The sequence below is a fragment of the Brevundimonas sp. G8 genome, from assembly GCF_902506205.1.
GTDB lineage: Bacteria > Pseudomonadota > Alphaproteobacteria > Caulobacterales > Caulobacteraceae > Brevundimonas.
Genome location: NZ_LR732816.1, coordinates 2,926,495 through 2,946,638, shown reverse-complemented (window position 1 = coordinate 2,946,638; position 20,144 = coordinate 2,926,495). Strand labels below are relative to the sequence as shown.

Sequence of the window (20,144 nt, the reverse complement as noted above, 5' to 3'; positions counted from 1 at the left end):
AAAGGCCGGAGCGATCTCTCGCTCCGGCCTTCGTCTGTATCGCTTCTTGCGGCCCGATCAGGCGGCGCCGTCGGCCTTTTTCTTCGACACTTCGGAATAGATCAGCAGGGGCTGAGCCTTGCCTTCGATGACCTCGGCGTTGACCACGACCTCTTCGACACCCTCGAAGGTCGGCAGCTCGAACATGGTCTCCAGCAGGATGCCTTCCAGGATCGAACGCAGGCCGCGCGCGCCGGTCTTGCGGGTGATGGCCTTCTTGGCGACGGCGATCAGGGCGTCGTCGGTAAAGCTCAGTTCGACATTCTCCATCTCGAACAGGCGCTTGTACTGCTTGACCAGAGCGTTCTTCGGCTCGGTCAGGATGGTCACAAGAGCCGTCTCGTCCAGGTCTTCCAGCGTCGCCAGAACGGGCAAACGGCCGATGAACTCGGGGATCAGGCCGAACCGCATCAGGTCGTCGGGCTCGACTCCCTTCAGGATGTCGCCGGTGCGACGCTCGTCGATTTCCTTGACCTTGGCCCCGAAACCGATCGAGGCGCCGGCCCCGCGCGCCGCAATCACCTTCTCAAGCCCAGCGAAGGCGCCGCCGACGATGAACAGGATGTTGGCGGTGTCGACCTGCAGGAACTCCTGCTGCGGATGCTTGCGGCCGCCCTGCGGGGGCACGGAGGCGACGGTGCCTTCCATGATCTTCAGCAGGGCCTGCTGCACGCCTTCGCCCGACACGTCGCGGGTGATCGACGGGTTGTCCGACTTGCGCGAAATCTTGTCGATTTCATCGATGTAGACGATGCCGCGCTGGGCCCGCTCGACGTTATAGTCCGAGGCCTGCAGCAGCTTCAGGATGATGTTCTCGACGTCCTCGCCCACATAACCGGCTTCGGTCAGGGTGGTGGCGTCGGCCATGGTGAAAGGCACGTCGATGATGCGCGCCAGCGTCTGGGCCAGCAGCGTCTTGCCCGAGCCGGTCGGCCCGATCAGCATGATGTTGGACTTGGCCAGTTCGACGTCGTTGTTCTTCGTCGCGTGGTTCAGGCGCTTGTAGTGGTTGTGGACGGCGACCGAGAGGACCTTCTTGGCGTGGCTCTGGCCGATGACGTAATCGTCCAGGACATCGCGAATTTCCTTGGGCGTGGGAACGCCGTCGGTCGTCTTCTTGAAGCCGATCTTGTGCTCTTCACGGATGATGTCCATGCACAGTTCGACGCATTCATCGCAGATGAAGACGGTCGGGCCCGCAATGAGTTTGCGGACCTCGTGCTGGCTCTTTCCGCAGAACGAGCAGTACAGGGTGCTTTTGGCGTCTGAGCCGGCTGCTTTGGTCATAGACCCTTATCTCACTCCCGCGGGGCGGACCGAAATGGCCCGAAACGCGCTTCCCTCACATTGATTCCAGTACTCTGGCTGCGAAGGTCTTCAAAAAATGACAATCACCCATCCCACGTGCGACGACAACCCCGAAGGCGGCAGGGGATTGTTGCAGTGCGTGGATGGATCAGTGTCGGCGGGGATCAAGGCGAATGTCTGACATGGGTATCGTGCAGGATTTGCGCCAGTCCGAGGCTGCGGGGCGACCCATCGTCGCGTTCGATTTCGACGGCACGCTGACGATTCGCGACAGTTTCACCGAATTCCTGCGCTGGCGCGCCGGACCGGGGGCCTGGGCGCTGGGTTTGGTCAAGCTGGCGCCCGCCGTGGCGGCCTATGCGCGGGATCGTGACCGGGGACGGATCAAGTCGGCGTCGGTGAAGGAGTTTCTGAAAGGCGTCCAGCGCCAGACCCTGGAAGCTGAGGCTGAACGTTTCGCCGAGGAAATCTGGCCCCGTTTCATGCGCCCCGATGCGCTCAAGGTCTGGAACGAATGGGGCGAGCGCGGCGCGCATCGCGTAATCGTGACCGCCTCCCCTTCCACGACCGTCGCCCCCTTCGCCCGCAAACTGGGCGCAGAGGCCCTGCTGGGCACCGAGTTCCTCTTCGATTCGCAAGACCGGATCACGGGCGACTTCGCCGGCCCCAATTGTCGCGGCGAGGAAAAGGTGCACCGGCTTAAGGCGGCCTATGGCGACGACATGACGCTGGCCGCAGCCTATGGCGACACCTCGGGCGACACGGAAATGCTGGCCATGGCCCAGGAGCCCGGCTTCAGAGTGTTCCGCCAGAAGCCGTGAGGGCCGTCAGTTGCCGTCGGCGTCCACATCGAACACCACGGCCTTGCCACGCGACGCCGGATCCCAGCCCGCCTCGATGGCCGAGGTGATGGCGGTGCGGACGGCATCAACATTGACCCGCTGCTTCTCGACATCCGGCCGGCCATTGGGTCGCAGGGGCGGCGGGAACTGCACGATGGCCTCGCGCTTGAAATCGACATGGCGCAGGGACACGGCCATGCCCTCCCAGACATTGCCACCCTTGGGCTGGGGTTGGCGACGAAGCTCCCACTCATAGGTTTCGCCGTCGACTTCGACCGTGCCGCTTGGATCTCGTGTGAACTGCATGGCCGCCTGATAGCACAAATGAAAAAAGGCGCACCGGCATCGGTGCGCCTTTTCCGTTCGATCGTGGATCGGAGTTTAGTTGCCGGGCGTCTTCACGCCGTCGGCGTCGGCCTGTTCGCGGCGGTCATAGACGTGATCCACGATGCCCCAGGCCTTGGCTTCCTCGGCCGACATGAAGTGGTCGCGGTCCAGGGTCTTCTCGACTTCCTCGTACGTCCGGCCGGTGTGATGGACGTAGATCTCGTTCAGACGCTTCTTGGTGTAGCGGATGTCGGCGGCGTGCAGTTCGATGTCCGACGCCTGGCCACGGAACCCGCCCGACGGCTGGTGCACCATGATGCGCGCGTTTGGCAAGGCGATGCGCTGGCCCGCAGCGCCGGCCGTCAGGATCAGCGAGCCGGCCGAGGCGGCCATGCCCATCACCACGGTCGAGACCGGGCTCTTGATGTATTGCATGGTATCGTAGATCGCGAGCGCCGAAGACACCTGTCCGCCGGGGCTGTTGATATACATGCTGATTTCCTTCTTCGGGTTTTCCGACTCAAGGAACAGCAGCTGGGCGCAGATCAGCGACGCCATGCCGTCCTCGAACGGCCCCGTCAGGAAGATGATCCGCTCGCGCAGCAGGCGCGAGAAGATGTCGAAGGAGCGCTCGCCACGGCTGGATTGCTCCACCACCATCGGCACCAGGTTCATGTTCATCAGTTCGATCGGATCGCGCATTCAGCCTTCTCGGGTGCAAGGTCCGACGCCTGTCGCGCCGGTTCACTTCAGCATATCGCGTTCAACCCGCCGCGGCGCAAGGCGTTGCTGCTATTCGCCTTCCAGCAAGGCCTCCGCACTCGACCGCTGCTGTCGACGCGCAGCCAACACACGCGCCACCTCCGCTTGATGTCCAGCCACGCTGTTGCGGTTCTGATCGGCGGCATAGACGGCGTGCAGATAGTCGGCGTCCCAATCCGTCATCCCTTCCGAATAAAAGTCGGGGTCTTCAAAGACATTCAGGACCGACGACTGACCCGCAGGCGCCCGGTCAGGGTCGATCTGTGCAAGCACGACCATGGCTACATAGTCGGTTAAGGCGGTCATGGACGCCTTTCCCGTTTTCGACAGATCGACCACGACCGTAACGGTTTCGATGTCATATCTGAGCGTCGGTCGTATCAGGCTGGGCGCCCTGACGGCCATCACCGGAGCAGAGGCGTCGGGTGTGTTCAGGGACCGTCCGCCCATGAGAACGCCGTCATCGATGGTGCGAGGGTAGGTTATCTGCCACCAACGAACGGGTGCATCGGAGGTTCTGAATTTCGCGAGATCAAACAAATCCTTGCTTGAATGATCGACGCGATCGCGAAAGCGACGACGGTCGGCCCGCACAAGGGCGTCCGCCATGCGCGCACCATCGTCAGTTCCCACGATCAGGACGTTGGTCCGGCAGCCCGGCTCACCGACGTCCAACCCCACTTCGCGCGCCCGCCGACCGACACCGTCGCTGACATACTGGCCCCAAGGGGCCTGAAAATGAGCGACGCTGATGCAGAGCGGCTTTGACCAGCGACCGGGCAATGTGCCCAAAGGTGGCCGATCGTCCACCGACCGCGCGAAATCTCTTGCGGCGTCCTCAAGACGCCTTCCCGTCACCTCGACGCTGTCGATCTCTGTCGGATCGGGACTTGCAGTCTGCTGCTGTCCCGCCATCGCAAGAACCGCTGCGGTGATAACCAACCACATCCCGACACCCACTCGATCGTCTACTTTGCGATCATGCCATCAAACGTCCATGGACCGCATCAGGCAAAATCGCTCTTTCACTCCGATGTTTTCTCAGGCTGCGAGACAAATCTCGCCTGCCGCCGGGCGACAAGGGCGCGCGCGACTTCAGCCTGATGCCCCCGCACCGAATTACGCGTCAGATCCGCGTCGTAGACGGCATGCATGTAATCCAGATCCCAATCCGTCATCGAGGCGTATCGATTGGGCTCGTCGAACATGTTCAAAATGGTGGACTGCCCGTCGAAGCGCTCTCGCGGATCAATCTGCGCAAGGGTGACCAAGGCGATGTAATCCGCCAACGCGGACATTGGCACGTCATCGGTTTTCGACAGATCGACCACTACGGTCACCGTCTCGATGTCGTATCGAATCGTCGGGGCGATCAGACTTGGATTACGCACAGCGATTTTGGGCACAAAAGTAGACCGTTGACCTCCCAAACGCTCTTCGCTACGGCCACGCCCCCCAACCACGCCTCCCTGTTCTAAATTACGTGGGTAGGTCACTTGCCACCACCTCACAGCCGCATCTGACCGCCGGAAATCATCAAGATCGGACAAGTCGTGACTGGAATGATCGATCGGCGGCCGGAATCTTCGACGATCGTTCCGGACCATGGCGTCTGCCATTTGAGGTCCATCATCCGTAGCAACGATGAGAACGTTTGGGCGGCATCCAGGGCCGGAGACATTCAAGCCCACATCCGTCGCACGCTTGGTCACGCCATCGACCATGAAACGCCCCCATGGGGCGCGGAAGTTGGCCACGCTTATGCAGAGGGGCTTGGTCCATCGACCAGGCAGTGTACCAAGCGGCGGCTCGACATTGACGGTTCGCACGAAATCCTGAGCTGCGTCTTCGAGACGGCTGCCGACGACCTCGACACTGTCCACCTCCAATGTCGCAGGCGGGCTTGTCGGGTTTTGCTCTTGAACGTTCGTGATCGCAGCCATCGCTACGACAAGTTCAATCAACATGACTTCAACCCCTGTTTCGCTACACAGCAAGCAGGGATGGCATATTACGTCGTTTGGTCAATAAAAAAGGGCGCTCCCGGAAGGAGCGCCCTTTGGTAATCAAGCGGATAAGGCGATCAGCCCTCGTCTTCGTCTTCCTTCAGCAGCTCTTCCTTCGTGATCGGCTTGTCGGTCACGTCGGCGACGCCCACGATCAGGTCGACGACCTTCTCTTCGTAGATGGGGGCGCGCATCTGGGCGGCGGCGTTGGGGTTCTGGCGGTAGAAGTTCAGGACGGCCTGTTCCTGGCCCGGATAGTTGCGGGCTTCCTGCAGGATGGCGGCGTTCAGTTCCTGGTCGGTGACCTGGACGTTGTTGGCGCGACCGATCTCGGCCAGAACCAGGCCCAGACGGACGCGGCGCTCGGCGATCTTGCGGTATTCGGCCTTCAGGTCTTCGTCGGACTTGGCGGCGTCTTCTTCAGGCAGGCGGCCGGCGGTCTTGTCGGCCTCGACCTGTTGCCAGATGCCGTCGAACTCGGCGTCCACCATCTTCGGCGGCAGCGGGAAGTCGTGGGCTTCGTCCAGTTGGTCCAGCAGGGCGCGCTTCAGCTTGAAGCGGGCGGCGCCGGCGTATTGCTGGTTCAGGTTCTGGCTCAGCAGTTCCTTCAGCTTGTCCAGCGATTCCAGACCGATGCGCTTGGCGAAGTCCTCGTCGACCTTGGCTTCGACCTCAGCCTTGATGGCCTTCACCTTGACGTCGAAGGTGGCCAGCTTGCCGGCCAGATGTGCGGCCTGATAATTCTCGGGGAAGGTGACCTCGATGGTCTTCTCTTCGCCGACCTTGGCGCCCGTCAGCTGCTCTTCAAAGCCGGGGATGAAGCGGCCCGAGCCGATCACCAGGTCCGCATCCTCGGCCGTGCCGCCTTCGAAGGGTTCGCCGTCCAGCTTGCCCAGGAAGTCGATGGTCAGTTGGTCGCCCTCGGCGGCCTTCACGGTCTTGCCCTTCTTGTCTTCGTAGGTCTTGGCCTGACCGGCCAGCTCCGTCAGGGCTTCGTCCAGATCGGCGTCGGACGCTTCATAGGTCGGGCGGTCCAGCTTCAGGGTCTTGGGATCGACCGGCGTGAAGTCCGGCATGATTTCCAGGGCCATTTCGTAGGACAGGTCTTCCTGACCGGCGATGACCTTGTCCATGTCGGACGTCAGCTTCATCTCGGCCGGGGCGGCCGGACGGACCTTGGCCTCGTCCAGAGCCTTCTGGCTGGATTCGTTCAGCTCGGCGTTGATGATCTCGCCCATGAACTCACGGCCGAAGGTCTTCTTGACGTGGGCGACCGGCACCTTGCCCGGACGGAAGCCCTTCAGCTTCACCTGGGGGGCGACTTCCTTGACGCGGGCTTCGAGCTTCTCGTTCAGCTCCGCGACGGGAATGGTGACCGCGATCACGCGGCTGAGGCCTTCGTTCGACTTTTCGACGACTTGCATGGCGGAGATTCTGACGCTCTGTGGCGCATGGGCCTTTAGGACGGCCGGCGCGGAATGGATAAAGCAAGAAGGCCGCCCCGTTTGGAGCGGCACCTCGAAGCCCGCCCTTATGTCGAGAAGGGCCCCAAAGGTCAACGCGGGCGTGGTCGCGGCCGGTGGTTTCGCGGCTCAGGGATGGTTATGTTGACGATATGAGCCAACCCGCCTCCCCCATCGGCGTCTTCGTCACGCCCGTCACCCCGCTTCAGCAAAACTGCACGACCGTCTGGTGCACCGCCACCAACAAGGCCGCCGTGATCGATCCGGGCGGTTCGGTCGATGCGATTCTGGCCGAGGTCGCGCGGCGCGGCCTGACCGTAGACCAGATCTGGATCACTCACGGCCATCTGGACCACGCGGGCGGCGCGGCGGAGATGCAGGAGAAGACCGAGGTACAGATCACAGGCCCACAGAAGGCCGACCAGTTCTGGATCGACCGGATCGTCGAGAGCGGAAAAATGTATGGCCTGCCCGACGCCCGCCCCTTCACGCCCGACCGCTGGCTAGAGGACGGCGACACGGTGTCGCTGGGCGAAACGACCTGGGAGGTGAGCCACTGTCCCGGCCACACGCCGGGCCACGTCATCTTCTTCAATCGAGAGGCCCGATTCGCTCAGGTCGGCGACGTGCTGTTCAAAGGATCGGTCGGCCGCACCGACTTCCCCATGAGCGATCCGCCGGCCCTTATCCGTTCGGTGATCGAAAAGCTCTGGCCGCTAGGCGACGACGTGACCTTCGTGCCGGGCCACGGACCGATCTCGACCTTTGGCGAAGAACGCCGCACCAATCCTTTCGTGTCGGACGCCGCAATGCGACAGGCCCCGATCCAGCGTGAGCCGACGGGGCCTGCCTGAAGCTTTCGCCTGGATCAGCGGCGCAGGATCATGCCGATGATCACGCCGATGCCCAGCGCATAAAGGGTCGCCTTCATCGGGCTGTCCTGAATGTCTTCTTGGACGCGGTGCACCCGCCCCGAAATCTTCTCGCGCACCAGGCCTACGTCTTCGCGCACGGCCTGGCGGATGGAGGCGGTTTCGCCGAACGTACGGCGTTCGCCGTCGGCAAGAATGGCGTCGGCTTCGCGGTCCAGACGCCGCGTCAGATCATCGTCGTCCAGAACGATGTCGTCGGACGAAGGCGAGGTGATGGGGGTGTTGGTCATGTCGATCTCCGGGTTCGCACAACAAACCGACCTGGCGACCTGTGGTTCCTTTGAACGTCCAGGGCGAGGTCGCGTTGGTTACGGGCAAGGAGATGATCATCATGACCTACATCGAACCCACGCCCACCACGCCCCAGCCGGAAATCCAGCCCGAGACCACGCCTCAACCGGAAATCCAGCCGTCGGATACGCCCGATGAAGTTCCGCCCATGGAACCCGACGGCGGCGGCGAAGGTGATTCCAGGCCTTATGGGGCCGCCTGAAGTCAAACCACGAAGACGTTCAGGGGTGTGACAGTAAAACAGGGTTCCGAACGGAACCGTCACCGAGTCACAGGGTTCACTTCAGCAAGCGCAACGGCAGCACTGAAAGGACCCCGATGGACAGCCAGCCCACACGACCCTCCGGCGTTTCCAAGCGAGGTTTCGCCTCCATGGACCCCGAACGTCAGCGCGAAATCGCGCGCAAAGGGGGCGCCAGCGTCCCCAGCGAGAAGAGAAGCTTCTCCCAGGATCGCAGCCTCGCCGCACAGGCTGGCCGCAAGGGTGGAGAAGCCTCGCACGGAACCAAGAAAGACGCGGACACGCCTGACGGCGAATAATCCGCTGATGCGATACAAAATAAGGGCGGCCCGTCATCGACGCGCCGCCCTTTTTCTTTGCGCTGCCGGGGCGTCGCGCGATTCGACGCCCTAAGTTGGTTTAGGCCCGAAGCAGAGCCAGCGCGACGCTGGGTTCGGGCGACACGTCGATGCGCACCAATGACCAGCCCGACGCCTTGGCCATGGCTTCGACGGTATCGGGCGTGAACTTGCGCGAGCTCTCGGTGTGGATCGTCTCGCCACTCATGAAGCGGAACGTCTGATCGCCGATCCGGGCCGTCGTCGGCTTAACGGCCTGCAAATGCATTTCCATCCGTGACGCCGCGGGGTTCCAAACCGCGCGGTGCGTGAAGGCGTCCAGATCGAAATCGGCGTCCAGCTCGGCATTGGCCCGAACCAACAGATTGCGGTTGAAGGCGGCGGTGACGCCCTGGCTGTCGTCATAGGCGGCGACCAGGATCGCCGGATCCTTGACCAGATCAACGCCAAGGATGAACAGCGCCCCCTCCCCCAGCATCCGCCGCGCCGCCGCAAGGAAGCGTTCGGCCTCGGCGGGGTGCAGATTGCCGATGGTCGAACCGGGGAAGAAACCGATCCGCCGTCCGCGCGGCAAATCATCCGGCAAGGGCGCCAGATGTTCGAAATCGCCCAATACCGGCTGGACCTTCAGGCCCGGATAGTCCGCGCGGATACGGGTCGCAGCGTCCAGCAGCGCCGTCTCGCTGATATCCAACGGCACATAGGCGCCCAGGTCAGGCACGGCGTCCAGCAGGATACGGGTCTTCTCGCTGGCCCCGGACCCGAACTCCACCAGCACGGCGTCCGGTCCGAAATCGGCGGTCAGGGCCGCAGCGCTTTCGCGCAGCAGAGCCGTCTCTTGCCGTGTCGGATAATATTCCGGCAGGGCCGTGATCTCTTCGAACAGGCGCGACCCTTCCGCGTCATAGAACCATTTGGGCGGCACGGCCTTCTGGTCGCGCGACAGGCCATCGACCATGTCGCGCCGGAATCCTGCGGTCTGCGCATCGTCCGTCGGCGCAGCGCGCCTTTGCGGGGCGTCTTCGGCTAGTCTCAGACCCATGAAGGCCCACCTCTGTTGGGGATAATAGAAGTTGCGATAGGTGACGCGGCTGTGGCCCTCGGGTGTGGCGAAGGCCCCGCCGCGCAGCACCATCTGATTGGCCATGAACTTGCCGTTGTATTCGGCGGCCGTGCCGGGCGTCGGCTGGAAGCCGGGGTAAGGCGCATAGGCGCTGGACGTCCATTGCCAGACCTCGCCCGACAGGTTCGAGAAGCCCTCGGGCGCGGTCGTCGCCGCATGTTCCCATTCCGCCTCGGACGGCAATCGCTTGCCGGCCCATCGCGCATAGGCGTCGGCCTCATAGAAGCTGATGTGGCGAACGGGCGCAACCGGATCGACCGCCCCGCGCCCCGTCAGGCTCATGACCGTCCAGTCACCGTTGTCACGGCGCCAATACAGCGGCGCAGTCCAGCGCTCGGCCTTCACCGTCGCCCAACCGTCCGACAGCCACAGGTCAGGTCGGCTGTAACCCCCGTCTTCGATGAACCCGATCCACTCGCCATTTGTCACCAGATCGGCGGCCAAGGCGAACGGCTCCAGCCAGACGCGGTGCGACGGTCCCTCGTTGTCGAAGGCGAAGCCGGCGCCGTCATGACCGATCGACACCAGACCGGCGTCGAACGCGACCATTCCGCCCCGCGTCGCCTGGATAGGCGCGCCGCGCGGCTCGACCTCATAGGCGGCCGGGTCCAGCGGCGAGCGCGACATCAGGTTCATCATATCCATCAGGAAAAGCTCCTGATGCTGCTGGTCGTGATGCAGACCCAGTTCGAAGAGATACCGTTGCTGACCGCTTGACGGCCCCTGCGCCAACCAGCCGGCCATGCGCCGGTCGATCTCGCGGCGATAGGCCAGCACCTCGTCCACCGACGGGCGGGTCATCAGCCCGCGCTGGTCGCGCGACACCCGCTCGCCCAGCGCCTCGTAGTAGGAGTTGAACAACTGCTGGAAACGCGGATCGACGGGCCGATATTCCGGGTCCTCCGACAGGATCATCGCCTCGAAGAACCAGCTGGTGTGAGCCAGATGCCATTTGCCGGGACTGCAATCGACCATCGACTGGGCCGACAGGTCTTCTGCAGACAGGTCCTTGGCCAGTTCGGCCATGACCGCACGCACGGCCCTGAACCGCGCCACATCCGACGCTGCCCGGGTATCGGGCTCGAAGCGAGCATTCATATCAGCCGATCCGTCCAGCGCTGCCCCGATGCCCGACCGCGCGGGTCGCATCGTTCAATGTGGTCGAACGTCACGCCACGGCCGGGGTTCCGATGATCTAGGAAGCGGCACGGTGAATTCAACGCACCGGCTTGCCGCCGTGTTTGGCGTATTCCAGCCGGGCGATGGTGCGGTTGTGGACCTCGTCTGGGCCGTCAGCGATACGAAGCGTCCGCACCCCGGCATAGAGCTCGGCGAGCGGCGTATCGCCCGAGACGCCGGCCCCGCCGAACGCCTGAATGGCGTCGTCGATGATCTGCAAGGCCATCTTGGGCGCCGCGACCTTGATCTGGGCGATCTCGGAACGGGCGTTCTTGGCCCCCGCCTGATCCATCATCCAGGCGGCCTTCAGCACCAGCAGTCGGCACATCTCGATATTGGTGCGCGCCTCGGCGACCCGCTGTTCCCATATCGAATGTTCGGCCAACTGCTTCTTGAACGCCGTCCGGTTCAGCAGCCGCACGACCATCAGCTCCAGCGCCCGTTCCGCCGCCCCGATCACTCGCATGCAGTGGTGGATACGGCCTGGACCAAGCCGCCCCTGGGCGATCTCGAACCCCCGGCCCTCGCCGGCGATCAGGTTCTCGATCGGCACGCGGACGTTCTCCAGCACCACCTCGGCATGGCCGATGGGCTTCTCGTCATAGCCGAACACCGACAGCATCCGCTCGATGCGGAAGCCGGGGGTGTTTACGGGCACGATCACCTGCGACTGCTGGGCGTGGGCGGCGGCGTCGAAGTCGGTCTTGCCCATGACGATGGTCATGGCGACGTTCGGATGGCCCATGTTGGTGGACCACCATTTGCGCCCGTTGATGACATAGTGGTCGCCGTCGCGCTCGATCCGGGTCTGGATATTGGTCGCGTCGGACGAGGCGACCTCGGGCTCGGTCATCAGGAAGGCCGAGCGGATTTCGCCCGCCATCAGCGGTTTCAGCCAGCGGTCCTGCTGGGCGGCGTCGCCGTACATGTGCAGGACTTCCATATTCCCGGTGTCGGGGGCGTTGCAGTTGAACACCTCCGCCGACCAGAGATGCTGTCCCATCATCTCCGCCAAGGGCGCATAATCCAAGTTGGTCAGGCCCGCGCCATGCTCGCCCGGCAGGAACATGTTCCACAGCCCGGCCTCGCGAGCGGCGGCCTTCATCGCCTCCATGACCGGTGGCTGGCGGGTCGAATCCTCGCGCACTTGGGCGAAATACTCGGCCTCACGCGGGATCACCTGTTCGTCCAGAAACCGGCGGACGCGGGCGTGCCAGTCCAGGGCGCGGTCGGAATGTCTGAAGTCCATGGCGTTATCCTCTTCCCGTTCTCGCCTCTGCCGGGCGCTCGATACGAAAACGGCGCGGCCTCGATCAGGAGCCGCGCCGCCATAACTGGTCGTTCAGACCGGCATCAGCGCTTCAGCAGCGGAGCCAGCTTCTGGGCGATCATCATGTCGCCGGCGATCTTCAGCTTGCCCTGCATGAAGGCCATCATCGGATCCAGCTTGCCTTCCGACAGGGCCATGAAGTCATCCCACTTCATGGAGACGGTGGCGTCGGCGGGCTTGTCTTCGTTGGTCACCGTGTTCGGCACCGAGGCGCCGTCGATGAAGATCTTGCCCTGGTCGCCCAGGTCGAGCTTGACGGTCTTGCCGAGGCCGGAGTTGTCGCCGACGGCGCTGCGGATGTGTTCGGTGACTTGTGCGAGATCGGGCATTGGGGCGTCTCCCTATAGGACGTTGTGAACTACGGGTTAGCCCGCATCGGCGGGGGCGCCAAGATCACGTCGGGTAAAGCTCGCGTCACTTCTTCGGATCGCCATCTCGAAACCGCCATTTCATCGCAAGCACGCCTGAGGCCATAACGAGGGCGCAGGCGTTCGCCACCGTCACCGGCCAGGCCTGCGTCATCACCCCATAGACCACCCAAAGCACGAAACAGGTCACCGTCAGCGAATAGGTCTTCAGGCTGACCGACGACGCGTCCCGCTCCTTCCAGATCTTGATCGCCTGAGGCGCGAAACTGGTGATCGAGCACACGGCCGCCGCCGAGCCGACGACATTGGCGATCAGGTCGCTCACGCGACCATCCGCCGCTGAAGGTGGAATTCGCCATTGGCCATGCCACAGTCCCTCGCGGCCGCCCCGAACCGATGTCAGGGTCGAACGTCAGGCGGCGGCCGCCTCGCCCGCGTCGCCTGTTCGAAGGCGTAACCCAGCGAAAGGATGCTTGCGTCGTCCCACTTCCCGCCCAGGAAGCTCAGACCCACCGGCATTCCCCGATCAAAGCCCATCGGCACGGTCAGATGCGGATAGCCGGCGACGGCGGCCAGCTGGCTGGCTGATCCTTCCATATCGTCCTCGTCCTTGGGATCGTTGGTCCAGGCCCGCGAGGTCGTCGGGGCGATCAGGGCGACCAGGGCGTTGTCGCGCATCAGCCGGTCGATCCCCTCCGGTCCCGCCCGCCGCAGCGAAGTCCCGCGCGCCTCCATGTAATCAGCCGTCGTCAGATCCCCCATCGCCTGAGCGCGCTCGAAAATGTCTTGACCGAACAACACCGTCTCGCGCGGCTCGGTGGCGTTGAAAGCAATCACGTCGGCCAAAGTTCGGACGCGGACCTGTTCCGGGTCGGTCGAGGCCAGATAGGCGTTCAGGTCGTGCTTCAACTCGTACAGCAGCACCTTGAACTCGGCCGCTCCGATGACCCGACCGTCCGGCCCCTCCGGCAGATCGACCAGCACGGCGCCCGCATCGCGCAGGGCTCGCAGGTTCTGCTCAAACACCGCCTGAGTCTCGGCCGAATAACCCTTCAGGAACCGCATCACACCGATCCGCGCGCCGCGCAGAGAACCAGCGTCCAGCCCGGCCGCATAGTCCATCTTGCGCGCGTCGGCCTCGACAGTGGCGGGATCGGCCGCATCGGACCCGGCAATGACCGTCAGCACCTTGGCGGCATCCCGGACCGTCGTCGCCATCGGCCCCGCCGTATCCTGGGAATGGCTGATCGGCACGATGTGGGTCCGCGACACCAGGCCGACGGTGGGCTTGAACCCGACCACGCCGTTGACCGAGGCCGGACAGGTGATCGACCCGTCCGTCTCGGTCCCGATAGCGACCGGCGTCAGCCCCAGCGCCACCGCCGCCCCGCTGCCTGACGATGATCCGCACGGCGTTCGCGCGGGATCATAAGGGTTCAGCGTCTGCCCGCCGACGGCACTCCAGCCGCTGATCGAATCCGACGCCCGGATATTGGCCCACTCCGACAGATTGGTCTTGCCGACGACCACCGCCCCGGCGGCCCTCAACCGGGCGACGAGAGGCGCATCGCGACCCGGAGCATTGTCCGCCAAGGCCAGCGACCCGGCCGTGGTCGGCATGTCAGCCGTCTCGATATTGTCCTTCAGCAGGATCGGCATGCCGGAAATCGCCGACACGCCCCGGCTGGGTGAGTTGTCCGTCCAGCGCAGCACCGCATGCGCGGTGTCGTTCGCCCGCCCCGCCTCGACCACCGCGGACGCGGACGGATAGGCGCCCTGCCCGGTCGCGCAGCCTGCAAGGGCCAGCGCGACCGCAGCCGCCAGTATCAGTCGGCGGCTGGCTCGGCCCGCTTGCCGATAGTCCGGTCCAAGAAGTCGAGATAGGTGCGCCATTGCTGCAGTTGCCTCGGTTCGCCGCGGACGCCGTGCCGCTGGCCGGGATAGAGCATCATCTCGAATGGCACGCTCTTGGCCTGCAGCGCATCGATGACGCGGGTGGCGTTGCCGAAGATCACATTGTCGTCGGCCATGCCGTGCAGGATCAGCAGCCGCCCGGTCAGGTCGTCCAGCCGCGGCAGGACGTCAGTGGCGGCATAACCTTCGGGGTTGGCCTGCGGCGTGGACATGTAGCGTTCGGTGTAATGGGTGTCGTAAAGGCTCCACTCGGTCGGAGCCGCGCCCGCCAGGGCCGCCGCTAGGTCAGCGTCCTTGTCGGTCAGGGTCAGCAGGCTCAGGAAGCCGCCGAAGCTCCAGCCCATCACCGCGATATGGTCGGGATCGACGTAAGGCAGGGTCTTCAGCCATTGGGCGGCCTGGGCCTGATCCTCGACCGCCGGAATGCCCAGGCGGCGATAGATGCTGGTCTCGAACGCTTGCGACCTATCCCCCTCGCCGCGATTGTCCACGCGGAAGACGATGTATCCCGCCTCGGTCAGCAACTGGTTGGTCAGGGGCTGCCAGCTATTCTGGACGCCCGCGCCGGTGCCCGGTCCGCCATAGACCTGCATCACCACCGGATATTTCTTGGCCGGATCGAAATCGGGCGGCGTGGTCATGCGCCAGACCAGGGTCTGGCCGTGGCTTTGCATCGTGCCGAACTCGGGCGCCCGCAGCCGCGAGACATAGGGCGCGAATGGATGGCCGGCGTCGAGCCTGTTCTCCTCGATCCAGCGCACGCGCGTGCCGTCGATCCGGTACAGGGCCGATTGCGTCGGCGTCGCCGGATCGGAATAGTTGCCGACATAGGCCGTCGCCGGCCCGTTGACCGAAACACTCCACCAACCGCCGCCCGGCGTCACCGCCACCGGATCGACCGTGCGGTTCAGGCTGGCGCGGAACATCTGCTGTTCGATCGGCAGCTCCTTGCCGTCGCGCATCGAGGCGGTGAAATAGACCTCGCCGGTCTGTTCGTTGACGCCGTCCAGATGTTTGACCGGATAGTCGCCGCGCGTAATCGCCCTCAGACGCCGCCCGTTGCGGTCATAAAGATAAAGGTGCCGCCAGCCGCTGTCCTCGTTTGACCAGATGAACCGGCCGTCCGCCAGCACGCGGAAGTCGTTGTTCAGATCGACCCAGGCATCGGCCTTCTGGCTCAGGATCACGCGCGACGCGCCCGTGGTCGGATCGACGCTCAGCAGGTCCAGCGTCTTCTGGTCGCGCGACTGGCGCTGGACGTACAGGGTCTTGCCGTCGCCGGCCCAATCGACCCGCGCCAGATAGATGTCGGTGTTGGAGCCCAGGTCCACCTTGACCCGTCCCCCGCCCTGCAGGTCCCGCACATACAGTTCGACCACCGCATTGGGGCGGCCCGCACGGGGATACCGCTGCTCGACCATGGTCGCGCCGGCGCCGGTGATTTCGAAGCGCGGCACGATGTCCACCGAGCTTTCGTCCACGCGGGTCAGGGCGATGTAGCGTTCGTCCGGGCTCCACCAGTATCCGGTGTCGCGGTCCATCTCCTCCTGGGCGATGAACTCGGCCGTGGCCCAGGTGATCAGGCCGGCGCCGTCGTCGGTGATCGACGTCTCCTTGGCCGTTGCCAGATCATAGACCACCAGGTTCTGATCGCGGACATAGGAGACATAGCTGCCCTTGGGCGAGACCTTGGCGTCGATCTCATCGTCGGGCGTCTCGGTCAGGCGGCGCACCTTGCCGTCGGCCCGATTGGCCAGGAAGATGTCGCCTTCCAGCGGCGCCAGTATGTAGCGGCCCTGTTGGTCCCACGAATATTCCACCACGCCGCGCGCACTGATCCGCATCCGCTCACGCCGGGCCTTTTCGGCCTCCGACAGCTCGCCCGCGTCGGGCACCAGTGCTCGCGCGTCGATCAGCTTGTACGGTTCGCCCTCGCCGGTCGGCGCGGCCCACAGGTCCTGAACGTCCACATTGTCCTCGCGCGAACGCAGGAAGGCGACCAGCTGCCCGTCGGGCGACAGGCTGACCCCCTTGGCCACCGGCCCGTTCAGACTGGGACTGGAAAACACCCGCTCGGGCGTCAGGATGTTGGAGGGCGTCTCCTGGGCGAGTGCGGAACTGGCCGACAGAAGGATGGTCGAGGCGAGAAGGACTGTGCGCATGGGGCCGGACGCTAGCGGCGCTTCTGCAAGCCGTCACGAGGAAAAGTGGTCGCCGGGCGAAAGGCTTTTCCTTCCCTGCGAGGGGTTCTCAGATTAGAGAGACCGCACGATGACAGACGCCGCCCTCTCCCCCGCTCCCGTCAAGGCCAGCCCGTTCAACGAACTTGAGGTTCTGTGGGTCCGACACTGGACCGACAGCCTGTTCAGCTTCGGCGTGAAACGGCCCGAGGATTTCCGCTTCCGCTCGGGCGAGTTCGTGATGATCGGCCTGCCGAACGAAGACGGTGGGAAACCCGTCCTGCGCGCCTATTCTATCGCCAGCCCCAACTGGGCCGAGGAGTTGGAGTTCTTCTCCATCAAGGTCGCCGACGGCCCCCTGACCTCGCGCCTGCAAAAAATCCAGGCCGGCGACAGCGTCCTGATGGGCAAGAAACCGACCGGCACCCTGGTGCTGGACGCCCTGACCGGCGGCGAGCGGCTGTTTCTGATCGGCACCGGCACCGGTCTGGCGCCCTGGCTCAGCGTCGCGCGCGATCCCGACACCTATGCCCGCTTCGGCCATGTCTATGTGATCCACACGGTCCGCAGCGTCGCCGACCTGGCCTATCGCGACTTCTTCACCCGCGAAATCCATGACGATCCCCTGATCGGCGAAGAGGCCAAGGCCCAGCTGACCTACTACCCCACCGTGACCCGCGAGGATTTCAAAACGCCCGGCAGAATCACCGACCGCATCAAGTCCGGCGACTTCTTCCGCGATCTGGGCCTGCCCGATGGTTTCGACCCCGCCCGCGACCGCGCCATGTTGTGCGGCTCCATGGCCATGATCAAGGAAGCTGGCGAATTGCTGGAGACCTATGGCCTGAAGGAAGGCTCCAACGCCGAACCCGCCGACTACGTGCTGGAACGCGCCTTCGTCGGTTGAACGTCTTGGCTTGAGCGGCCTGAGCGGCTAACCCCACCGCCATGCACCACCCTGCCCTTGTCGCCGTCGACGCCCGCGTCGATCCCGCTGAATGCCAGTCGATGGCCGATGTCCGCCAAGGCGTCGACGCACTTGACCGCGCCCTTGTCGCCCTGCTGGCCGAGCGCCAGCGCTACATGGACGCCGCCGCCCGCATCAAGCCCGACCGCGACGCCGTCTTCGACCAGGCGCGCATCGACGACGTGGTCGCCAAGGTTCTGGTCTCGGCGGAGGCCCACCACCTGTCGCCCGACATCGCCGAACCCGTCTGGCGCCTGCTCATCGACCGCTGCATCGCCCACGAGTTCGCGACCTACGACCGGACGCGCAGCTAGGCTGCGCTAACGCCAGCCATCCTATCGGCGAGAGAAGTTCGGCCCGATTTCAAGCGCTTAAGTCGCAGCAGCGTCAATCGACCTGACGCCTCCTCGGGCGGCCCTATAATGCGAGCGGTCTTTGACATCGCTGCGCGCCGCCCGCCGAAATTGCACTTTCTTGCACTTTGCACGCGTTTTCGGAGTGCAGTGCAATTTCGCCCGACGGCCTCAGGCCCTGAGGCCTCGCAGCATCAGCTCGTGGCGATAGGCCGCGACATCCGCCAGTGCCGCCTGAAGCGCATCCCGGACCCGCTCCAGCGCCGGGGCGGCCAACGTCTGGTCCGCGCCTTCCGCCTCGGCGCAGATCGCCGCCAGGTCTCGCGCCCCAATGCCCGCGGCCGCGCCCCGGATCGTGTGAACCCCGTCGCGCCAGCCCTCGGCCTTGGGGTCCAGCATGACGGACCACAGGCCGGCCTGGTTGACGAACAGGCCCAAGACCTCCTCGTTGATGGCGTCGTCCCCGCCCGTCATGCCGTTCAGCACGGCGAAATCGACCGCGCCCGTCAGATCGCGCAACGCCATCAGGCTGCCGTCTCCTCGCCCTTGGCCAGGCGCGAATTCTTGGACGACCACAGCAGATAGATGGCGATCCCGATCACATTCCAGACGACGAACCCGATCTGCGTCACCGGCTTCAGGCTCAGGAAGAAGATGATGCAGCCGATCACGCTGACCGCGCCCACCAGCGGCCATAGCGGCGCCTTGAACACCCGCTTGCGGTTCGGCTCGCGGATGCGCAGCACGATCAGGCACACCCCGACCGAGCAGAAGGCCGCCAGCGTCCCGGCATTGGCCAGCGACGCCAGTTCGTCCAGCGGCAACAGACCCGCCAGGATCGCCACCACCACGGCGGTGAACACGGTCACCACCGCCGGCACGCCCCGGCTCGACACCTTGGCGAGGCGACGCGGCAACAGGCCATCGCGCGCCATGCCCAGGAAGATACGGCTCTGACCGAACAGGAAGGCCAGCAGCACGGTCGGCAGGGCGATCACCGCCGCCGCCGCGATCCACTGGGCCGCCGTCCCCTGCCCCATCTCACGCAGGATCAGCGCCAAGGGCTCGGGGCTGTCGGCGAAGCTCGCCACCGGACGCGCGCCGATGGCTGCAGCCGCCACGACCAAATACAGCGCCGTGCAGATCAGCATGGAGCCGACGATGCCGATGGCCAGGTCGCGCTCGGGCTTCTTGGTCTCTTCCGCCGCCGTCGAGATGGCGTCGAACCCATAGAAGGCGAAGAAGATGATCGCCGCCGCCGCCATCACCCCCGTCTGGACGAAGGGCGCGCCGAAGCCATTGGGCATGAAGGGCGTGAAATGCTCGGGCTTGAACGCCGGCAGGGCGATGGCCACGAACACGACCAGCGCCGCGATCTTGATCAGCACCAGCACCGCATTCAGCGTCGCGCTCTCCTTGGTGCCCAGCAGCAGCAGGCCCGTAACCACCCCGATGATGGCCACGGCCGGCAGGTTGATGATCCCGCCCGCATGCGGCCCGGCGACCAGCGCCAGCGGCAGGTCGATCCCCAGCCCGCTCAGAAAGCCGACGGCGTATCCGGACCAGCCTACGGCCACGGCCGAGACCACCAGCGAATACTCCAGGATCAGGCTCCACCCCACGACCCAGGCGATCATCTCGCCCAGCACGGCATAGGAATAGGTATAGGCGCTGCCCGCCGTCGGCATCATGGTCGACAGCTCGGCATAGGCCAGGGCCGCACAGGCGCACACAATACCCGCCAGACCAAAGCTGATCAGCACCGCCGGCCCCGCCAGCCCGGCCCCCACGCCGATCAGAGTCAGGATGCCGGTGCCGACGATGGCCCCCACGCCGAGGGCCAGAAGATGCGGCCAGCTCAGCGTGGGCTTCAGCCGCGGTCCGTCGTGCGGCGCCATCATGACATCGATCGATCGACGCCGGTTCCAGAAGGCCATGTGCTCGCTCCCCCGCCGCTTGCCGCGGCTGATTCCACAGGGACCATACCCCGCCGAAGAAAGTTTGCGAAAGCGCTTGCCAACCCCCGAACCGCTGGGTAGTAGGAGCGCCCTTCGGCAAGGCCTCTCGCCTCCGAAGACGCAGACGATCGGTCGGGTGATTAGCTCAGTTGGTAGAGCAGCTGACTCTTAATCAGCGGGTCGTAGGTTCGAACCCTACATCACCCACCATCGTCTTTCCCTG

Annotated in this window: 21 protein-coding genes and 1 tRNA gene; 7 read left to right on the top strand and 15 right to left on the bottom strand. The window is 64.6% G+C overall.

What is annotated here, in order from left to right:
* Window positions 1-57: 57 nt before the first annotated feature.
* Window positions 58-1,326: an ATP-dependent Clp protease ATP-binding subunit ClpX gene (gene clpX / locus CHRYSEO8AT_RS14205; protein WP_159851082.1), complete on the bottom strand. Its 1,269-nt coding sequence runs from the start codon at window positions 1,324-1,326 to the stop codon at window positions 58-60.
* A 194-nt stretch (window positions 1,327-1,520) separates the two neighbouring features.
* Here clpX and CHRYSEO8AT_RS14200 point away from each other — a divergent pair, with 194 nt between their 5' ends.
* Window positions 1,521-2,168: an HAD-IB family hydrolase gene (locus tag CHRYSEO8AT_RS14200; RefSeq protein ID WP_201304451.1), complete on the top strand. Its 648-nt coding sequence runs from the start codon at window positions 1,521-1,523 to the stop codon at window positions 2,166-2,168.
* 6 nt (window positions 2,169-2,174) lie between these two features.
* Here the strand turns inward: CHRYSEO8AT_RS14200 and CHRYSEO8AT_RS14195 are convergent, their stop codons facing one another.
* The 5 genes from CHRYSEO8AT_RS14195 to tig all read right to left on the bottom strand — a co-directional run bounded on the left by CHRYSEO8AT_RS14195 (window position 2,175) and on the right by tig (window position 6,708).
* Window positions 2,175-2,495, bottom strand: coding sequence for a hypothetical protein (locus tag CHRYSEO8AT_RS14195; protein WP_159851080.1), 321 nt, complete (start codon window positions 2,493-2,495; stop codon window positions 2,175-2,177).
* Window positions 2,496-2,570: 75 nt separating this feature from the next.
* Entirely contained in the window at window positions 2,571-3,218 is a 648-nt protein-coding gene (locus tag CHRYSEO8AT_RS14190; RefSeq protein WP_135195868.1) for an ATP-dependent Clp protease proteolytic subunit, read from the bottom strand.
* Between the two features lie 90 nt (window positions 3,219-3,308).
* Entirely contained in the window at window positions 3,309-4,220 is a 912-nt protein-coding gene (locus tag CHRYSEO8AT_RS14185) for a hypothetical protein (RefSeq protein WP_159851078.1), read from the bottom strand.
* An 83-nt stretch (window positions 4,221-4,303) separates the two neighbouring features.
* A complete protein-coding gene (locus CHRYSEO8AT_RS14180; RefSeq protein ID WP_159851076.1) occupies window positions 4,304-5,245 on the bottom strand; it encodes a hypothetical protein in 942 nt (313 codons plus the stop codon).
* Window positions 5,246-5,361: 116 nt separating this feature from the next.
* A complete protein-coding gene (tig, locus tag CHRYSEO8AT_RS14175) occupies window positions 5,362-6,708 on the bottom strand; it encodes a trigger factor (RefSeq protein WP_159851074.1) in 1,347 nt (448 codons plus the stop codon).
* A gap of 191 nt (window positions 6,709-6,899) precedes the next feature.
* On the opposite strand from tig, the gene CHRYSEO8AT_RS14170 reads away from it, so the two are divergent.
* Window positions 6,900-7,601 (top strand): MBL fold metallo-hydrolase, encoded by a 702-nt coding sequence (locus tag CHRYSEO8AT_RS14170; protein ID WP_159851072.1) that lies wholly within the window; start codon window positions 6,900-6,902, stop codon window positions 7,599-7,601.
* A 14-nt stretch (window positions 7,602-7,615) separates the two neighbouring features.
* On the opposite strand, the gene CHRYSEO8AT_RS14165 is transcribed toward CHRYSEO8AT_RS14170, so the two are convergent.
* Window positions 7,616-7,909, bottom strand: a complete 294-nt coding sequence (locus CHRYSEO8AT_RS14165; protein WP_159851070.1) for a hypothetical protein — start codon at window positions 7,907-7,909, stop codon at window positions 7,616-7,618.
* 101 nt (window positions 7,910-8,010) lie between these two features.
* Here CHRYSEO8AT_RS14165 and CHRYSEO8AT_RS14160 point away from each other — a divergent pair, with 101 nt between their 5' ends.
* Both CHRYSEO8AT_RS14160 and CHRYSEO8AT_RS14155 read left to right on the top strand, forming a co-directional pair.
* Window positions 8,011-8,172: a hypothetical protein gene (locus tag CHRYSEO8AT_RS14160; protein WP_201304450.1), complete on the top strand. Its 162-nt coding sequence runs from the start codon at window positions 8,011-8,013 to the stop codon at window positions 8,170-8,172.
* A 116-nt stretch (window positions 8,173-8,288) separates the two neighbouring features.
* Entirely contained in the window at window positions 8,289-8,510 is a 222-nt protein-coding gene (locus CHRYSEO8AT_RS14155; RefSeq protein ID WP_159851068.1) for a general stress protein, read from the top strand.
* A gap of 100 nt (window positions 8,511-8,610) precedes the next feature.
* Here CHRYSEO8AT_RS14155 and egtB read toward each other — a convergent pair whose 3' ends face one another.
* From egtB to CHRYSEO8AT_RS14125, 6 genes are all read right to left on the bottom strand, one after another.
* On the bottom strand, window positions 8,611-10,770 hold the full coding sequence (egtB, locus tag CHRYSEO8AT_RS14150) for an ergothioneine biosynthesis protein EgtB (RefSeq protein ID WP_159851066.1): 2,160 nt from the start codon (window positions 10,768-10,770) through the stop codon (window positions 8,611-8,613).
* A 118-nt stretch (window positions 10,771-10,888) separates the two neighbouring features.
* Window positions 10,889-12,100, bottom strand: a complete 1,212-nt coding sequence (locus CHRYSEO8AT_RS14145; protein ID WP_159851064.1) for an acyl-CoA dehydrogenase family protein — start codon at window positions 12,098-12,100, stop codon at window positions 10,889-10,891.
* A gap of 104 nt (window positions 12,101-12,204) precedes the next feature.
* Entirely contained in the window at window positions 12,205-12,510 is a 306-nt protein-coding gene (locus CHRYSEO8AT_RS14140; protein WP_159851062.1) for an SCP2 sterol-binding domain-containing protein, read from the bottom strand.
* Window positions 12,511-12,595: 85 nt separating this feature from the next.
* A complete protein-coding gene (locus tag CHRYSEO8AT_RS14135) occupies window positions 12,596-12,874 on the bottom strand; it encodes a SemiSWEET family sugar transporter (RefSeq protein ID WP_159851060.1) in 279 nt (92 codons plus the stop codon).
* A gap of 74 nt (window positions 12,875-12,948) precedes the next feature.
* A complete protein-coding gene (locus tag CHRYSEO8AT_RS14130) occupies window positions 12,949-14,442 on the bottom strand; it encodes an amidase (RefSeq protein ID WP_201304449.1) in 1,494 nt (497 codons plus the stop codon).
* Window positions 14,376-16,625, bottom strand: coding sequence for a S9 family peptidase (locus CHRYSEO8AT_RS14125; protein ID WP_159851053.1), 2,250 nt, complete (start codon window positions 16,623-16,625; stop codon window positions 14,376-14,378). Before CHRYSEO8AT_RS14125 ends, CHRYSEO8AT_RS14130 begins: the two co-directional genes overlap by 67 nt.
* 109 nt (window positions 16,626-16,734) lie before the next feature.
* On the opposite strand from CHRYSEO8AT_RS14125, the gene CHRYSEO8AT_RS14120 reads away from it, so the two are divergent.
* Window positions 16,735-17,550, top strand: coding sequence for a ferredoxin--NADP reductase (locus tag CHRYSEO8AT_RS14120; protein WP_159851051.1), 816 nt, complete (start codon window positions 16,735-16,737; stop codon window positions 17,548-17,550).
* 41 nt (window positions 17,551-17,591) lie between these two features.
* The gene (locus CHRYSEO8AT_RS14115; RefSeq protein WP_159851049.1) at window positions 17,592-17,924 is read left to right on the top strand and encodes a chorismate mutase; all 333 of its coding nucleotides are present in this window, start codon (window positions 17,592-17,594) and stop codon (window positions 17,922-17,924) included.
* Window positions 17,925-18,134: 210 nt separating this feature from the next.
* Here CHRYSEO8AT_RS14115 and CHRYSEO8AT_RS14110 read toward each other — a convergent pair whose 3' ends face one another.
* The gene (locus tag CHRYSEO8AT_RS14110; RefSeq protein WP_159851046.1) at window positions 18,135-18,488 is read right to left on the bottom strand and encodes an Hpt domain-containing protein; all 354 of its coding nucleotides are present in this window, start codon (window positions 18,486-18,488) and stop codon (window positions 18,135-18,137) included.
* The gene (locus tag CHRYSEO8AT_RS14105; RefSeq protein ID WP_159851044.1) at window positions 18,488-19,900 is read right to left on the bottom strand and encodes an amino acid permease; all 1,413 of its coding nucleotides are present in this window, start codon (window positions 19,898-19,900) and stop codon (window positions 18,488-18,490) included. Before CHRYSEO8AT_RS14105 ends, CHRYSEO8AT_RS14110 begins: the two co-directional genes overlap by 1 nt.
* Window positions 19,901-20,055: 155 nt before the next feature.
* On the opposite strand from CHRYSEO8AT_RS14105, the gene CHRYSEO8AT_RS14100 reads away from it, so the two are divergent.
* A tRNA-Lys gene (locus tag CHRYSEO8AT_RS14100) sits at window positions 20,056-20,131 on the top strand.
* The last annotated feature ends 13 nt before the right edge of the window (window positions 20,132-20,144 follow it).

Coding starts and splice junctions, on each gene's coding strand:
- egtB (WP_159851066.1), bottom strand. CDS start 10,770: ATGAATGCTCGCTTCGAGCCCGATACCCGGGCAGCGTCGGATGTGGCG.
- CHRYSEO8AT_RS14140 (WP_159851062.1), bottom strand. CDS start 12,510: ATGCCCGATCTCGCACAAGTCACCGAACACATCCGCAGCGCCGTCGGC.
- CHRYSEO8AT_RS14170 (WP_159851072.1), top strand. CDS start 6,900: ATGAGCCAACCCGCCTCCCCCATCGGCGTCTTCGTCACGCCCGTCACC.
- CHRYSEO8AT_RS14115 (WP_159851049.1), top strand. CDS start 17,592: ATGCACCACCCTGCCCTTGTCGCCGTCGACGCCCGCGTCGATCCCGCT.
- CHRYSEO8AT_RS14190 (WP_135195868.1), bottom strand. CDS start 3,218: ATGCGCGATCCGATCGAACTGATGAACATGAACCTGGTGCCGATGGTG.
- CHRYSEO8AT_RS14130 (WP_201304449.1), bottom strand. CDS start 14,442: ATGGCGCACCTATCTCGACTTCTTGGACCGGACTATCGGCAAGCGGGC.
- CHRYSEO8AT_RS14160 (WP_201304450.1), top strand. CDS start 8,011: ATGACCTACATCGAACCCACGCCCACCACGCCCCAGCCGGAAATCCAG.
- clpX (WP_159851082.1), bottom strand. CDS start 1,326: ATGACCAAAGCAGCCGGCTCAGACGCCAAAAGCACCCTGTACTGCTCG.
- CHRYSEO8AT_RS14180 (WP_159851076.1), bottom strand. CDS start 5,245: ATGTTGATTGAACTTGTCGTAGCGATGGCTGCGATCACGAACGTTCAA.
- CHRYSEO8AT_RS14200 (WP_201304451.1), top strand. CDS start 1,521: ATGTCTGACATGGGTATCGTGCAGGATTTGCGCCAGTCCGAGGCTGCG.
- CHRYSEO8AT_RS14195 (WP_159851080.1), bottom strand. CDS start 2,495: ATGCAGTTCACACGAGATCCAAGCGGCACGGTCGAAGTCGACGGCGAA.
- CHRYSEO8AT_RS14110 (WP_159851046.1), bottom strand. CDS start 18,488: ATGGCGTTGCGCGATCTGACGGGCGCGGTCGATTTCGCCGTGCTGAAC.
- CHRYSEO8AT_RS14105 (WP_159851044.1), bottom strand. CDS start 19,900: ATGGCCTTCTGGAACCGGCGTCGATCGATCGATGTCATGATGGCGCCG.
- CHRYSEO8AT_RS14120 (WP_159851051.1), top strand. CDS start 16,735: ATGACAGACGCCGCCCTCTCCCCCGCTCCCGTCAAGGCCAGCCCGTTC.
- CHRYSEO8AT_RS14155 (WP_159851068.1), top strand. CDS start 8,289: ATGGACAGCCAGCCCACACGACCCTCCGGCGTTTCCAAGCGAGGTTTC.
- CHRYSEO8AT_RS14165 (WP_159851070.1), bottom strand. CDS start 7,909: ATGACCAACACCCCCATCACCTCGCCTTCGTCCGACGACATCGTTCTG.
- tig (WP_159851074.1), bottom strand. CDS start 6,708: ATGCAAGTCGTCGAAAAGTCGAACGAAGGCCTCAGCCGCGTGATCGCG.
- CHRYSEO8AT_RS14145 (WP_159851064.1), bottom strand. CDS start 12,100: ATGGACTTCAGACATTCCGACCGCGCCCTGGACTGGCACGCCCGCGTC.
- CHRYSEO8AT_RS14125 (WP_159851053.1), bottom strand. CDS start 16,625: ATGCGCACAGTCCTTCTCGCCTCGACCATCCTTCTGTCGGCCAGTTCC.